General features: G+C 65.1%; 15 protein-coding genes. 4 read left to right on the top strand and 11 right to left on the bottom strand.

Annotation, left to right across the window (positions count from 1 at the left end):
• The first annotated feature begins 72 nt into the window (after positions 1-72).
• Positions 73-393 carry a thioredoxin gene (trxA, locus tag JKL46_RS24110; RefSeq protein ID WP_201838187.1) on the top strand — a complete coding sequence of 107 codons (321 nt, stop codon included), beginning with the start codon at positions 73-75 and terminating at the stop codon, positions 391-393.
• A 110-nt stretch (positions 394-503) separates the two neighbouring features.
• Here the strand turns inward: trxA and JKL46_RS24105 are convergent, their stop codons facing one another.
• From JKL46_RS24105 to JKL46_RS24055, 11 genes are all read right to left on the bottom strand, one after another.
• Complete coding sequence (locus tag JKL46_RS24105; RefSeq protein ID WP_201838185.1) at positions 504-1829, bottom strand: bifunctional folylpolyglutamate synthase/dihydrofolate synthase; 1326 nt, start codon at positions 1827-1829, stop codon at positions 504-506.
• A 15-nt stretch (positions 1830-1844) separates the two neighbouring features.
• On the bottom strand, positions 1845-2756 hold the full coding sequence (gene accD / locus JKL46_RS24100; protein ID WP_201838184.1) for an acetyl-CoA carboxylase, carboxyltransferase subunit beta: 912 nt from the start codon (positions 2754-2756) through the stop codon (positions 1845-1847).
• Positions 2757-2865: 109 nt separating this feature from the next.
• A complete protein-coding gene (gene trpA / locus JKL46_RS24095; RefSeq protein ID WP_201838183.1) occupies positions 2866-3705 on the bottom strand; it encodes a tryptophan synthase subunit alpha in 840 nt (279 codons plus the stop codon).
• 184 nt (positions 3706-3889) lie between these two features.
• Positions 3890-5140, bottom strand: coding sequence for a tryptophan synthase subunit beta (gene trpB / locus JKL46_RS24090; protein ID WP_201838181.1), 1251 nt, complete (start codon positions 5138-5140; stop codon positions 3890-3892).
• A gap of 56 nt (positions 5141-5196) precedes the next feature.
• Positions 5197-5859 (bottom strand): phosphoribosylanthranilate isomerase, encoded by a 663-nt coding sequence (locus JKL46_RS24085; protein WP_201838179.1) that lies wholly within the window; start codon positions 5857-5859, stop codon positions 5197-5199.
• A gap of 13 nt (positions 5860-5872) precedes the next feature.
• Positions 5873-6817 (bottom strand): bifunctional Delta(1)-pyrroline-2-carboxylate/Delta(1)-piperideine-2-carboxylate reductase, encoded by a 945-nt coding sequence (gene lhpI, locus JKL46_RS24080; RefSeq protein ID WP_201838177.1) that lies wholly within the window; start codon positions 6815-6817, stop codon positions 5873-5875.
• A 9-nt stretch (positions 6818-6826) separates the two neighbouring features.
• Complete coding sequence (locus tag JKL46_RS24075) at positions 6827-7180, bottom strand: lipopolysaccharide assembly protein LapA domain-containing protein (RefSeq protein WP_201838175.1); 354 nt, start codon at positions 7178-7180, stop codon at positions 6827-6829.
• A 17-nt stretch (positions 7181-7197) separates the two neighbouring features.
• On the bottom strand, positions 7198-7512 hold the full coding sequence (gene ihfB, locus JKL46_RS24070; protein WP_201838173.1) for an integration host factor subunit beta: 315 nt from the start codon (positions 7510-7512) through the stop codon (positions 7198-7200).
• Positions 7513-7538: 26 nt separating this feature from the next.
• Positions 7539-8504 (bottom strand): signal peptide peptidase SppA, encoded by a 966-nt coding sequence (gene sppA / locus JKL46_RS24065; protein WP_201838172.1) that lies wholly within the window; start codon positions 8502-8504, stop codon positions 7539-7541.
• A gap of 329 nt (positions 8505-8833) precedes the next feature.
• Positions 8834-10531, bottom strand: coding sequence for a 30S ribosomal protein S1 (gene rpsA, locus JKL46_RS24060; RefSeq protein ID WP_201838170.1), 1698 nt, complete (start codon positions 10529-10531; stop codon positions 8834-8836).
• A gap of 301 nt (positions 10532-10832) precedes the next feature.
• Positions 10833-11462 carry a 2-hydroxychromene-2-carboxylate isomerase gene (locus JKL46_RS24055; RefSeq protein WP_201838167.1) on the bottom strand — a complete coding sequence of 210 codons (630 nt, stop codon included), beginning with the start codon at positions 11460-11462 and terminating at the stop codon, positions 10833-10835.
• A 221-nt stretch (positions 11463-11683) separates the two neighbouring features.
• Here JKL46_RS24055 and JKL46_RS24050 point away from each other — a divergent pair, with 221 nt between their 5' ends.
• From JKL46_RS24050 to JKL46_RS24040, 3 genes are all read left to right on the top strand, one after another.
• Positions 11684-12916: an argininosuccinate synthase gene (locus JKL46_RS24050; protein ID WP_201838165.1), complete on the top strand. Its 1233-nt coding sequence runs from the start codon at positions 11684-11686 to the stop codon at positions 12914-12916.
• Positions 12917-13150: 234 nt separating this feature from the next.
• On the top strand, positions 13151-13834 hold the full coding sequence (locus JKL46_RS24045; protein WP_201838163.1) for a hypothetical protein: 684 nt from the start codon (positions 13151-13153) through the stop codon (positions 13832-13834).
• A 113-nt stretch (positions 13835-13947) separates the two neighbouring features.
• Positions 13948-14805, top strand: coding sequence for a GNAT family N-acetyltransferase (locus tag JKL46_RS24040; protein ID WP_201838161.1), 858 nt, complete (start codon positions 13948-13950; stop codon positions 14803-14805).
• Positions 14806-15111: the final 306 nt, after the last annotated feature.

Here is a 15111-nt window from a genome sequence, read left to right as displayed (position 1 = left end):
CGCCGGTTCTTACCTTGGCCCTATAGCCGAGCGGCTCGGAACCTGAGTCGCGCTCAAGTCAAAGGTGATGGCATGGCAACCGTTAAGGTGACCGACTCAAGCTTCTCGCAGGACGTCCTGCAATCCTCCGAGCCCGTCGTGGTCGATTTCTGGGCCGAGTGGTGCGGCCCCTGCCGCATGATCGGCCCGGCTCTGGAAGAGATTTCCGACGAGATGGCCGGCAAGGTGAAGATCGCCAAGCTCAACGTGGACGAGAACCCGCAGATCTCCTCCCAGCTCGGCATCCGCTCGATCCCGGCGCTGATGATGTTCAAGGACGGCAAGGTCGTCGCCCAGAAGGTCGGTGCCGCCCCCAAGGGCGAACTCTCGCGCTGGATCCAGGCTTCGGCCTAAGTCCGGTCAAAACACCTACATCCTCGTCATGGCCGGGCTCGTCCCGGCCATCCACGTTTTAAGGGCCTGAAGACGTGGATCCCCGGAACAAGTCCGGGGATGACGAAGAGCTATTCCGGCAATGTCCCGTTCGCCGCCAGCACCTCGCCGGCGAGGTAGAGCGAGCCGCAGATCAGCACGCGGGGCGGGCGGTCCCAGACGTAGTTGTGGAGTGCGGCAAGCGCGGATTCGACGCTCGGCGCGGTCGAGGTGGTGAGCCCAACACTCGACGCGATGGAGGCGACCTCTTCCGCCGGGCGCGCGGCGATCTGGCCGGAGATCGGCACCGCGATCACTTCGCGGGCGAGTCCCGAAAAATTCTTGAAGAAGGCTCCCGAATCCTTGGTGCCGAGCATGCCGGCGATGATCACCAGGGGCGCATCGGAGCGCTCGCTCTGGTCGGCCATGGCGGCGGCGAGCACGCGGCCGCCATCCGGGTTGTGGCCGCCGTCGAGCCAGATCTCGCAATCCTTCGGCGCGATCTCGGGCAGGCGGCCCCGGTTGAGGCGCTGCAGGCGGCCTGGCCATTCGGCGCGGGTGACGCCCGCCTCGAAGGCCTGGGCCTCGAACTTCTCGAAGCCGGCGGCGCGCAACGCCGCGATCGCCGTGCCCGCATTGGTGAACTGGTGGCGGCCGATGAGCTTCGGGCGCGGCAGGTCGAGAAGTCCCGTCTCGTCCTGGTAGACGAGGCGCCCTCCCTCCTCGTGCACGGAAAAATCCTGCTGGCCGACGAGGATCGGGGACGCGCCGATGCGCTCGGCTGCGGCGAACAGGGTCTGGTCGGCCTCGACGTAATCCTGCGGCGCAATGACGGCCGGGCAGCCGCGCTTGAAGATGCCCGCCTTCTCCCCGGCGATGGCCTGGAGTGTCGTGCCGAGATATTCCGCGTGATCGTGGCCGATGGGCGTGACGACGGCAGCGGCGGGATGGTCGATGACGTTGGTGGCGTCGAAGCGGCCCCCTAGGCCGACCTCGAGCAGGAGCACGTCGGCCGGTTCCTCCGAGAAGATCAGGAGCGCCGCAGCGGTGGTGATCTCGAACACGGTGATCGGCTCGCCCGCATTCACCGCCTCGCAGCGGCGGAAGGCCTCGACGAGCCGCTCCTCGCTCACATAGCGCCCGCCGCCGATCTTTCCGAGCCGGATGCGCTCGTGGAAGCGCACCAGATGGGGGGAGGTATAGACGTGGACGGCGAGCCCCGCGCTTTCCAGGATCGCCCGCATGAAGGCGATGGTCGAACCCTTGCCGTTGGTGCCGGCCACATGGATCGTCGGCGGCAGGCGGCGCTCGGGGCTTCCGAGCTGGGCCAGAAGCCGCTGGATGCGCCCGAGCGACAGGTCGATGGTCTTCGGATGCAGGGCGAGAAAGCGCGCGATCAGCGCATCGGAGGATTCCATGCCCTGCTCTCTCGCTTACTCGGCGGCCGCTGCCGTGATCTCGGCATTCGCCGCGACGGGTACCGCAGCGGTTCTGGCGGAGGGCGCCTTGGTGAAGAGGCGCGACAGGCGGGCGATCGTCGGTTTCAGGTCGTGGCGGTGCACGACGGCATCGACCATGCCGTGCTCCTTGAGATACTCGGCGCGCTGGAAGCCGTCAGGCAGCTTCTCGCGGATGGTCTGCTCGATCACGCGCGGGCCGGCAAAGCCGATGAGCGCGCCGGGCTCGGCGAGATGCACGTCGCCCAGCATGGCATAGGACGCGGTCACGCCGCCCGTGGTCGGGTTGGTGAGCACGACGATGTAGGGAAGCTTCGCATCGCGCAGGCGGCGGATCGCCACCGTGGTGCGGGGCATCTGCATCAGGGAGAGGATGCCTTCCTGCATGCGCGCGCCGCCGGAGCCGGCGAAGAGCACGAAGGGTGTCTTCTTGTCGAGCGCCGTCTCGGCGCCCTTGATGAAGGCCTCGCCCGCCGCCATGCCGAGCGAACCGCCCATGAAGCCGAAATCCTGCACCGCGATGGTCATCGGCAGGTCGTCGACCCGGCCGAAACCGACCTTGAACGCGTCCTGCTGACCGGTCTTGGTGCGCGCATCCTTCAGGCGGTCGATGTATTTCTTTTCGTCGCGGAACTTGAGCGGATCGACGGGCACCTCGGGCAAAGCCACGTCGAGCCAGGTCGAGCCGTCGAACATCAGCTGCAGGCGCTGGGTGGCGGAGATGCGCATGTGGTGGTTGGATCCGGGGATCACCCACTGGTTCGCCTCCACATCCTTGTGGAACACCACCTGCCCCGTCTCCGGGCACTTGATCCAGAGATTGTCCGGCGCCTCGCGCTTGAAGAGCGTTTTGATCTTCGGACGGACGACTTCGGAAATCCAGTTCATGGTACCAATCCTCTCGTCATGGCCGGGCTTGTCCCGGCCATCCACGTCTGACCACGCTTTCGAAGGCGTGGATGACCGCATCAAGTGCGGTCATGACGTTCTGTATGTATTAGGCCGCCGCGCGTTTTGCCACTGAGCGCACGCCGTCGCTCAATTCCTTCACCAGCTTCGTGACCGCCTCGATGGTGCCTGCCGTTGCGCGATCCTGGTCGTCCAGGGTGTTTTTCAGGGCATCGATGAGGGCAGAACCTACCACGACGCCATCGGCTCCTTCAGCCACCGCCGCCGCATGGGCCCCGCTCTTGACGCCGAAGCCCACCACCACCGGCAAAGGCGTATGGCGCTTGATCCGCTCCACGGCCGTCGCAACCTTGCCGAAATCCGGGGTCGCGGCGCCGGTGATGCCGGTGATCGACACGTAATAGACGAACCCCGCCGTGTTCGTGAGCACCGCCGGCAGGCGCTTGTCGTCGGTGGTCGGGGTGGCCAGCCGGATGAAGGCGAGCCCCGCCTCGAGCGCCGGCAGGCAGAGCTCGTCATCCTCCTCCGGCGGCAGGTCGACGACGATCAGGCCATCGACGCCAGCCGCCTTCGCGTCGGCGAGGAAGCGGTCGACGCCGTAGACGTAGATCGGGTTGAAATAGCCCATGAGGATCACGGGCGTGTCCTGATCCTCGGCCCGGAAGCGGCGGACGAGGTCGAGGGTCTTGACCGTATCCTGGCCCATTTTCAGCGCGCGCAAGCCCGCCGCCTGGATCGCCGGGCCGTCGGCCATGGGATCTGTGAAGGGCAGCCCGAACTCGACGATGTCGGCTCCCGCCTTGGGCAGGCTCTTGAGGATCGCGAGCGAGGTCTCGGGATCCGGATCGCCGGCCATCACATAGGTGACGAGCGCGGCGCGGCCTTCCGCGCGGCATTTTTCGAAACGGGCTTCGATGCGTTGGGTCATGGGCTGCGTCTTTAGCATGGGAGAGAGGCGGGGTGAAACCGTTACGACCTTTGAAAAGAACCTTCGTCGTCATCCCCGGACTTGTTCCGGGGACCCACGTCTTTGCAGCGCTGTGGTTCCCAAGACGTGGGTGGCCGGGACTGATCCCCGGATCATGTCCGGGGACGGCCATGACGGAAAGGTTTCAAACGATCTGGTCGCCCAGATGCTCGGCGATCTGGAACAGGTCCTTGTCGCCACGGCCGCTGATGTTGACCACCATCAGGTGGTCCTTCGGCTTACTTGGCGCCAGCTCCATCACCTTGGCGAGCGCATGAGCCGGCTCGAGCGCCGGCAGGATGCCTTCGAGGCGCGAGCAGAGCTGGAAAGCGTCGAGCGCCTCCTGGTCGGTGGCGGAGATGTATTTCACCCGGCCCATCTCGTGCAGCCAGGCATGCTCGGGACCGATGCCGGGATAGTCGAGGCCGGCGGAGATCGAATGGGCGTCCTGGATCTGCCCGTCATGGTCCATGAGCAGGTAGGTGCGGTTGCCGTGCAGCACGCCCGGGCGGCCGCCGGAGAGCGAGGCCGCATGCAGCTTGTCGAGGCCGTGGCCGGCCGCCTCCACCCCGTAGATCTCGATGTCCTTGTCGTCGAGGAACGGATGGAACAGGCCGATGGCGTTGGAGCCGCCGCCGATGCAGGCGACGAGCGAATCCGGCAGGCGGCCTTCCGCCGCCATCATCTGCTCGTGCGTCTCGTTGCCGATGACGCATTGGAAGTCGCGCACCATGGCCGGATAGGGATGCGGCCCCGCCACCGTGCCGATGCAGTAGAAGGTGTCGGCGACATTGGTGACCCAGTCGCGCAGGGCCTCGTTCATGGCGTCCTTCAGGGTCTTCGTGCCCGACTGCACCGGCACGACCTTGGCGCCGAGCATGTGCATGCGGAAGACGTTGGGCTTCTGCCGCTCCACGTCGACCGCGCCCATATAGACCACGCAGTCGAGGCCGAAGCGGGCGCAGAGCGTTGCGGTGGCGACGCCGTGCTGGCCGGCGCCGGTCTCGGCGATGATGCGCTTCTTGCCCATGCGGCGGGCAAGAAGGATCTGGCCCAGCACGTTGTTCACCTTGTGCGCGCCGGTATGGTTCAGCTCTTCGCGCTTGAAGTAGATCTTGGCTCCGCCCGAGCGGCCGGAGGCCGCAGAAACCTCACGAAGATGCTCGGTCATGCGCTCGGCGAAATAGAGCGGGCTCGGGCGGCCGATGTAATGGGTCGAGTAGCTCGCCATGTCGGCATGGAAGGCCGGATCGTTCCTCGCCTCCTCATAGGCCTTTTCCAGCTCGAGGATGTTCGGCATCAGGGTCTCGGCGACGAAGCGGCCGCCGAAGGTGCCGAAATGCCCGCGCTCGTCGGGTCCGGTGCGGAAGGAATTGGGTTGAGCTTGAGCTGACACGGCCTGTCCTGCCTTGGCGTTAAGAGCACGCCCTGGGAGAGGACGTACACCCGATGTTAGTGATGAGCAGCAGCGAATGCTGTCCGGGCGGCCCTGATGAAGGCCTCGATCCGCGCCGGATCCTTGAGACCCGGCCCGCTCTCCACCCCAGTCGACACGTCGACGGCTTCCGGCTTGGTGAGCCGGATCGCCTCCGCCACGTTGTCCGGGGTGAGGCCCCCTGACAACATGAAGGAAAGCTTGGGGTCAAGCCCGTTCAGCAGCCGCCAGTCGAAAGCGAGCCCGTTGCCGCCGGGAAGCGCATTCGCCGTGCGCGGCGGCTTGGCGTCGAGCAGGAAGCGGTCGACGCGGCTGGCATAGGGGGTCAGCGCCTTGAGATCCGAAGGCTCCGCGACGCCGAACGCCTTCATGACGGGCCGCTTGACCATGGAGCGGATCTCGGCCACGCGCTCGGGCGTCTCGCTTCCATGCAGCTGGATCAGGTCAGGGTTGATGGCCTCGATGGCCTGGGCGATGTCCTCATCGCCGGGATTGACCAGGAGAACGACGCGCTGCGCCCTCCCCCTCGCCTGCAGGGAAAGCTTATGGCCGAGATCGAGGCTGACATGACGGGGGCTCTTGGGGAAACGCACGAAGCCGACGAGATCCGCGCCCGCTCCAAGGGCGACGTCGAGGGTCTCGGGCGTGGAGAGCCCGCAGATTTTTATCAAATTGTCCATGAGCGTACTTTTACTACGCTTTTGCCAGCGAGCGCCACACCACCATCGCCGCAGCCAGATCCTTGAGGGCAGCACCAACCGATTTGAAGACGGTGATGGCCTGATCCTCGCGCATGGGCGGGTTGCGGCACAGGTCGGCAAGCGTGCCCAGCACATGGCTCTCGGGCATCGCGCCGGCCTGCAGCGAGACTGCCACGTCGCCGCCCTCGACCTTGGCTGCAGGCGTGTCGACATAGACCTGCGAGCGCAACAGGGCTTCGTCGTCCGCCTCGCGCATCTTGAGATTGAAGGCGCCGACGAGATCGAGATGCGCGCCCGGCTTCAGCCAGGCGCCCCGGATGATGGGCGCCGTCGACAGCGTCGCGCAGGAGACGAGGTCGGCCGCGCGCACGGCAGTTTCCAGATCCGTCACGGCCGTGACGGGCAGGCCCTCGCGGGCAAGCTCAGCGGCGAGTTTGTCGGCCTTCTCAGCCCTGTGGTTCCAGAGCGCGATCTCGCGGATCGGACGCTGGCTCATATGGGCGCGGATGAGGAAGGGAGCGAGTGCGCCCGAACCGACCATCACCATGCGGCTCGCATCCTCGCGCGCCAGATGGCGAGCGGCGAGCGCCGAGGCGGCGGCGGTGCGCCAGACGGTGAGACGCGCGCCGTCGAGAATCGAGACCGGCGCGCCGGTAGTGCCGTCCATGAGCAGGTAGGAGCCCATCACGCTGGGCAGGTTTTTTGCTCCGTTCTCGGGGAAGACCGTGACGACCTTCACCCCGAGAAAGCCGTCCTGCATCGCAGGCCCGGTCCAGGACGGCATGAGCAGCAGCGTGCCGTGGGTGCCTTCCCGCTCGATCTCGTGATGGTGGCGCACCGGCGTGACCATGTCGCCGGAAAAGGCAGCGGCAAGAGCCTCGATCAGGGCGGGAAAGGTGAGAACCCGATCGATCTCGGCGGATGTCACGACGCGCATGGGCGGAGCTTAGAACCTGGAACTTTGCGGCGAGGGAACGGTGGCCGGCAGGGTCGTGCCGGGCGCGCTTTGCGCTTTCAGGCGCTCGGTCTCATAGCGCAGCTCGCGCGCCTCGCGGCGAGACTGGCGGCCAGCGCGCCGGTTCTTGCCCTGCGCAAGCCAAGCCGCCACGCCGCCGATCACGACGCCGAGCATGACCGCGGCGAAGATTATCGCGAAGAGGGGCAGCTTGGTCGCGAATTCCGGCGCGTCCTGTGAGAACGGATCGAGCGAGAGGGTCACCGGCGCGCGGTTCGCCACCGCAAGCAGCACGACCAGAATGGCAATCGGCAGAAGAATGAGCGCCTTCAGAAAGCGAATCACGGACACCTCTTAACGAATCACTGGGCGGCCGCGGCCTTGAGCACCTTCGGAGCCGGAGCATTGAGCCGCTGCCGCATTTCCTTGCCCGTCTTGAACACGGGAACGACCTTTTCGGAAATGGCAACGGATGCGCCCGTGCGCGGGTTGCGGCCCGTGCGGGCGTCCCGCTTCTTCACGGAGAACGCCCCGAAGCCGCGCAGCTCGACACGGTCGCCCCGGGCCAGCGCGTCACCGATCGTATCGAGGATCGCGTTCACGATCTTCTCGACATCGCGCTGGTAGAGGTGGGGATTCTGCTCGGCGATCTTGAGCACCAGTTCGGATTTGATCATGGAAGAGCTATATCTTTGACGTTGCTTTATTTTTCCGAAGGTTGCCAGACAGCCAGGAGGCCGTCAAGTTGCGCTATCTCGGCATGAGCGGATGTTCTACGCAGCGCTTCCGCGACCCGCTCGAAACCGAAGAGATCGGCGACCCCCGCGCTCATGGCGAAGATCGAGAGGTCCCGGTCCGAGCTCGGCTTCCAGTCGCGAATCGGCAGGTCCTTGGCGACGCCCTTCGTCTGCTCGAGCCAGGCGATCGCATCGCGCTCGCCGCCGATCTTGTCGACGAGCTTCAGGGGCACGCCCTGGCGGCCGCTGAAGACCTGGCCGGTGGAGGCCGTCGTCAGCTCGCCCTCGCTCAAGCGGCGCCGCTCGCGCACCAGCGTCTTGAACCAGTCATAGGTGTCGTTGACCACGGCCTGCATGGCGGCGCGCGCCTCCGGCGAGGTCGGCTTGAACGGGCTCGGCTCCGCCTTGAGGGGCGAGGACTTCACCTCCTCCAGCTTCACGCCTACCTGGCCCATGAGGCCCGTCAGATCCGGATACTGGAACAGCACGCCGATCGAGCCGACGATGGAGGTTTCGCGGGCGACGATGTAGTCGGTGGCGATCGCCGTGATGTAGCCGCCCGAGGCGGCCGTGCCGTCGACGAAGGTCACGACGGGCTTCTTCTCGGCGAGACGGCGGATGTTGCGGTAGATCTCCTCCGAGCCTGTGGTGGTGCCGCCCGGGCTGTTGATGGAAATCACCACCCCGGAGACCGCGCTCGAATCGCCGACCCGCTGCATCAGGTCCGCGAGGCGCTGGTTTCCGGTGATCACCCCGTCGATGGAGATGCGGGCGATCTGATGCTGGAGCGCGCCGTAGCCCACCCGGTCGGCGGCCGCATAGCCGATGGCGGCGACAGCCGCGATGAAGCCGGAGAAGCCCGCCACGCGCCAGAAGGAAAGCTTGCGGCGCAGACGGCGGCGGTCGGCGATGGCTTCGGCATCGATGGACATCTGATCGTCTCTCGAAATCGTATCGTGCTGGATTCGCACCGGGTGCGAGGGGCAGCACCCTAGATCGGTTTGAGCGCATTTTCCAGGCGGCGGAGCGGAATCCCTTTCCGCCCGAAAACGCTTCACCGCGAAGCAGATAGGGCGGCAAGCGGAACGGCCAACAAAAACCTCTACGAAGCTTTGTCGGATCCTCAGAGGCTGATCCAAAAATATATGGCGCGCCTTTCCCCTCTCCCGCAAAGGGGAGAGGGAATATCGTGCGGTAGCCAAACAAAAATCCCCGGGCTTGCGGCCCGGGGATCCATCAGTCTCTGACGTGCAGAACCCGATTACTTCTTGTCCTTGGCCTTCAGGGCGGCGCCGAGGATGTCGCCGAGCGAGGCACCCGAATCGGCCGAGCCGTACTGAGCCATGGCTTCCTTCTCCTCAGCGACCTCGAGGGCCTTGATGGAGACGGTGACGCGGCGGGCCTTGCGGTCGAACTGCGTGACGCGGGCATCGAGCTTCTCGCCGGCGGCGAAGCGCTCGGGGCGCTGGTCGGCGCGGTCGCGAGCAAGCTCGGAGCGCTTGATGAAGGTGGAGAGGTCGGTGTCGACGATCTTCACTTCCAGGCCGCCGTCCTTCACCTCGAGAACCTCGCAGGTGACGATCTGGCCCTTCCTCAGCTCGCCGGCCTCGGCGAAGGGGTCGCCGGCCAGCTGCTTGATGCCGAGCGAGATGCGCTCCTTCTCGACATCGACGTCGAGAACCTGGGCGCGCACGACATCGCCCTTCTTGAAGTCGTCGATGACCTGCTCGCCCGGACGGTTCCAGTCGAGGTCCGAGAGGTGGACCATGCCGTCGACGTCGTTCTCGAGGCCGATGAAGAGACCGAACTCGGTCTTGTTCTTCACCTCGCCCTCGACGACGGTGCCGACAGGGTGCTTCTCGGCGAAGGCCTCCCACGGGTTCTGGAGCGTCTGCTTCAGGCCGAGCGAGATGCGGCGCTTCACCTGATCGACCTCGAGGATCACGACCTCAACCTCCTGCGAGGTGGAGATGATCTTGCCCGGATGGACGTTCTTCTTCGTCCAGGACATCTCGGAGACGTGGATCAGGCCTTCGATGCCCGGCTCGAGCTCGACGAACGCACCGTAATCGGTGATGTTCGTGACGCGGCCCTTCAGCTTGGCGCCAACCGGGTAGCGGGCGGCGATGCCCTCCCACGGATCGGCGAGAAGCTGCTTGATGCCGAGCGAGATGCGGTGCGTCTCGTGGTTGATCTTGATGATCTTCACCTTCACCGTCTGGCCGATGGTTACGACCTCGGACGGATGATTGACGCGGCGCCATGCCATGTCGGTGACGTGCAGCAGGCCGTCGATGCCGCCGAGATCAACGAACGCACCGTATTCGGTGATGTTCTTGACCACGCCGTCGATGACCTGACCCTCTTCGAGGTTGGCCACGAGCTCGGAGCGCTGCTCGGCGCGGCTCTCTTCGAGAACCGTACGGCGCGACACGACGATGTTGCCGCGGCGGCGGTCCATCTTGAGGATCTGGAACGGCTGAGCCACGCCCATGAGCGGGGTGACGTCGCGGACCGGGCGGATATCGACCTGGGAGCGCGGCAGGAACGCCACGGCGCCGTCGAGGTCGACCGTGTAGCCGCCCTTCACCTGGTTGAAGATCGTGCCGTTGACGCGCTCGCCGGCCTCGAAGGCCTTCTCGAGCTTCACCCACGATTCTTCGCGGCGGGCCTTGTCACGGGAGATGACGGCCTCGCCCAGCGCATTCTCGATGCGCTCGACATAGACTTCGACCTCGTCGCCGACGACCACGGTCTGGTCGCGGTTCGGGCCGGCAAATTCTTTCAGGGCGACGCGACCTTCGGTCTTGGCGCCGATATCGATGACCGCGACGTCCTTTTCGATCGCGACCACCTTGCCCTTCACGACCGAGCCTTCGCTGATCTCGGAGGTGCGGAAGGATTCTTCGAGCAGGGCCGCGAAATCTTCACGGCTCGGCTGTTGCAAAGCTGCAGACATTAAGTTCTCCTGAATGGCCCTCGTTCAAAGGGGCAACGCCGGCGGCTCGTGTTAACGGGCCGTTTCCAGCCGCCGCTGCCTCAAGACGCCCCTTTGAGGGCCATGTCCGAGGCATGCTGCTCCATGGAGCAGGCCGGCGTATCGTCGACGGATGGAAACGCTGTACCGACAAGACTTTTCCGGGACGCCGCGAGGGCGCGGAACACGCACCCTGACAATCGAAAACCGTCAATGTCTCGTCGGATGGGGGTTGTCTTATCCCAAATGGCCCGGGATCACAAGGCTTTCAAGGAGTTGACCGTCAAACCGGCCAGTCCGAACGGCGGGCCTGGGCGATGGCCCAGTCGAGGGCCTGTTCCAGGCGGTCGTTGCCCCAGAACATCTCGCCGTCCTCGGTGAAGAAGGTCGGCGCCCCGAAGATGCCGCGCGAGAGCACCTCGTCGCCCATCCGGCGCAGGCGCTGCTTGTTGCAGTCGGTCTGCGCCTCGGCGATCACGGCCTGCGCATCGAGACCGAGATCCGTCAGGATCGGGCCCAGCACCTCCGGGTCGGCGATATCCTGCGCCTCGCCGAACTCGGCCGTGTAGACGGCCCGCGTGAAGGCGGGCGTCCAGCCGCGATCGACCCCCAGAAGCGCGATGCGCGCGGCAAGGACGCCGTTCTGCGGAAAGGATTTGGGGCGGTAGAAGGGCAGCCCGAGCCGGGCGGCCTCGCGCTCCATGTCGCGCCACATGTAGCGGCCCTTGTCGGGATGGAGAGCGAAGGGCGAGGTCTCCCACCCCTGCGCCTTGAAAATCGGCCCGAGCAGGAAGGGGCGCCACAGAAGCTGGATCCCGGCCGCCTCAGCCGCCTTCTCCACCCGCATGGCGGCGAGATAGGAATAGGTCGAGGCGAATTCGTACCAGAATTCGAGAATGGGCTGACGGATCATGCGCGTCCTTCGGGGCCAGTCGCTCCGGCAGCAGGGCTTTTGCCTCCTGAGCCGGCTCGTTATCCTCCGAGGAGGGACGTACCGCATTCCCTTGAGTGATGGCAGGCCGCATCATTCCGGTCAGGAATGCAGAGGGAGCATGCCGGCGCGATAAATGCCGTTGCGCGGACAAGGCTTCCGCTTTAAGTCGCTGACACCCTTTCTACTCTGGAATCCTTGCTATGGCTGAGAAGCGCGTGAACAAGGTCGTGCTCGCCTATTCCGGCGGCCTCGACACCTCCATCATCCTCAAGTGGCTGCAGACCACCTATGGCTGCGAGGTGGTGACCTTCACCGCCGATCTCGGCCAGGGCGAGGAGCTGGAGCCGGCGCGCAAGAAGGCCGAGCTGCTCGGCATCAAGCCCGAAAACATCTTCATCGAGGACCTGCGCGACGAGTTCGTGCGCGACTACGTGTTCCCGATGTTCCGCGCCAACGCGCAATACGAGGGCCTTTACCTGCTGGGCACCTCCATCGCCCGGCCGCTGATCGCCAAGAAGCAGATCGAGATCGCCGAGAAGGTCGGCGCCGATGCGGTCTCCCATGGTGCCACCGGCAAGGGCAACGACCAGGTGCGCTTCGAGCTCGGCTATTATGCCCTGAAGCCGGACGTGACCGTGATCGCCCCCTGGCGCGAATGGGACCTGCGCTCCCGCGAGCAGCTGATCGCATTCGCCGAACAGCACCAGATCCCGATCGCCAAGGACAAGCGCGGCGAGGCGCCCTTCTCCGTCGACGCCAACCTCCTGCACGCCTCCTCCGAGGGCAAGGTGCTGGAGGATCCCTCCGTCGAGGTGCCGGACTACGTCTATTCGCGCACCGACGGCCCCGAGAGCGCGCCCGACAAGCCCACCGTGATCACCATCACCTTCGAGAAGGGCGACCCGGTCGCCATCGACGGCAAGAAGCTCGGCCCCGCCGACCTGCTGGCGAAGCTCAACGAACTCGGCCGGATCAACGGCATCGGCCGCCTCGACCTCGTCGAGAACCGCTTCGTCGGCATGAAGAGCCGCGGCATGTACGAGACCCCCGGCGGCACGATCCTTCACCTCGCCCATCGCGGCATCGAGTCGATCACCCTCGACCGCGGCGCGGCTCACCTGAAGGACGAGCTCATGCCGAAATATGCCGAGCTCATCTATAACGGCTTCTGGTTCTCGCCGGAGCGCGAGATGCTGCAGGCTCTGATCGACCGATCCCAAGAATTCGTCACCGGCGAAGTCAAGCTCAAGCTCTACAAGGGCGGCGTCCATCTCATCGGCCGGACAAGCCCCTATTCCCTCTACGACCAGGACCTCGTCACCTTCGAGGAAGGCGCGGTCGCCTACGACCACCGCGACGCCGCCGGCTTCATCAAGCTCAACGCGCTGCGGTTGCGGACCCTGGCCCAGCGCAAGAAGAAGCTGGGGCTGTAAGGCTCTCGGACTTCCGCTTTCGTCCGATGTGAAACAGCCTGGGTCCTCCCAGGCTGTTTTTGTATCAAAGTAACAATTTGATTGTTTTTTGCGATGAGGCGCGCCTAATGGCGGGATGATCATCGCTCGTCCGTCTCATCTTTTCGTCATCCCTATCCTCGGTTCTCTCCTGTCCGACGCAGCCACCCTTGTGCTGGGCCTGCTTGAACCCAGGGCATCGGAGGCGATCGGGCGATGAACCCAGGCGAGGCAGCGCCGCAAATTCTCGATCTCCCGGGCCAACCAACGGTCTGGCGCACCACGAACCTTCCGCCACGACGCATCGAACTGCCCTATCTCGTCCGAATGCAGCGGTGGAGAATGGCGGTGCTGCTTGTTCTCGGATTGCCGCTTCTCCCCTTGGTATGGATCATCGCACCGATTGCCCTCATATCGGCAGCGTTGGAATTCGACGAAGCGCCTTTCACGTTCCTCAAAATCGTGCTTGGTCTTGTGATCTTCCTACCTTTTCTGATGGCCATCAGCGAAGGCGCCCTCATTGCGCTTCGTGGCGTGTTTCATAAAGGCCATCATGCAGGATTCGACGCAGAGAAATTCTGGCACTTTCAATTGGTCGATCCCATCGCATTCCACGATATCCGACGTCTCGAGGTGCATTATCTCAGCGGCGAACCGCTGGACCTCTGCATCACCACGGGGCAGCCTGTCCGCCTGCGGTTTCGCTCTTTCTTCAACCGGCGGAAAGTGAGATCGCGGAGCGTTGACGAGACACGATTCGTCTTCTCGTCCAAGATTCTCTCAGGCGACAAATTCCTAATCCCCGATGCGCTCCGTCATCTTGTCGAGACCAAGGGCGGCACCGTCGAACGGAAAAGTGCTTTCTCGCTATGGAGGGAAATCTTTCTGCCGTGGTTCTAGAGGCGTTTTCACGGGCGTGCAGCGCCCCACCGTGCTGAAGGGCGCTTGCCTCGCGTGATGTGCGTTCTATCCTGGGGTCGATGCTCCCGCAGCGCTGATTGACGAGGCCGAACATGGCCCATGCCGAGCCGGACGACCTGACCATTCGCGCGATGACGCGCGCGGATCTCGACGTGGCAATCGGGTGGGCCGCGGCGGAGGGCTGGAATCCCGGCCTCGACGATGCGGAATGTTTTTATCCAGCCGATCCGGCGGGCTTCCTGATGGGGTTCGTGGACGGCGAGCCGGTCGCCTCGATCTCGGTCGTGCGCTACGGCGAGGCCTTCGGCTTTCTCGGCCTCTACATCGCGCGGCCGGAATGGCGCGGCCGCGGCTTCGGCTATCGCCTCTGGCAGGCCGGCATGGATCATCTGAAAGGCCGTACCGTGGGTCTCGATGGCGTCGTGGCGCAGCAGGCGAATTACGCGCGCTCCGGCTTCGCGCTCGCGCACCGCAACGTGCGCTTCGGCGGCACGCCGCATGTGGATGCGCCCACGGATCCGCGCCTGCGGCCGGCCGATGCCGCTCTCTTCGAGGCCATCCTCGCCTATGACCGGCCCTTCTTCCCCGCCGCGCGAAAAGCCTTCCTGCGCTGCTGGCTCAGGCCCGATGCGCGCGAGGTCCTGGCCCTCGTGGAGGATGGGGCAGTGAGGGGCTACGGCGTTATCCGCGCCTGTCGGAGCGGCTTCAAGATCGGTCCGCTCTTTGCCGAGGGCGAACACGAGGCGGAACTGCTGTTTCGTGGCCTCGCCGCCGAGGCCGGCGGTGCTCCGGTCTTTCTCGACCTGCCCGAACCGAACGAGGCTGCGATCCGGCTCGCCACCCGCCACGGCCTGTCGCCGGTTTTTGAGACGGCCCGGATGTATCGCGGCGAGACGCCCGACCTGCCCCTGTCGCGGATCTTCGGCATCACGACCTTCGAGCTGGGGTGAAAACCCTCTGCCGTCATCCCCGGACTTGTTCCGGGGATCAGTGCCGGTGATCCCGATACGGTGGAGCGCGGCGCCTCTCGGACCGGGAATGCCCCCCCGCGCCGTCATGCCCGGGCTCGTCCCGGGCACCCACGTCTTAAGCAGCGCGGCGGTTCTCGAAGACGTGGGTGGCCGCACCAAGTGCGGCCATGACGGCGCGGGGACGAGGGGGGCGAGGCGGCAGGACGGAAGCGTGATGTTATGTTCTCACTTTGTTCTTGACATCATTCCCAACCTCGGCTATATCGTTGCCTCAAGATCTGCCTC

It is taken from the genome of Microvirga zambiensis WSM3693, from assembly GCF_016735695.1.
Classification (GTDB): domain Bacteria; phylum Pseudomonadota; class Alphaproteobacteria; order Rhizobiales; family Beijerinckiaceae; genus Microvirga; species Microvirga zambiensis.
The sequence above is the reverse complement of the archived record's forward strand: the minus strand, read 5'-3'. Positions and strand labels throughout refer to the sequence as shown.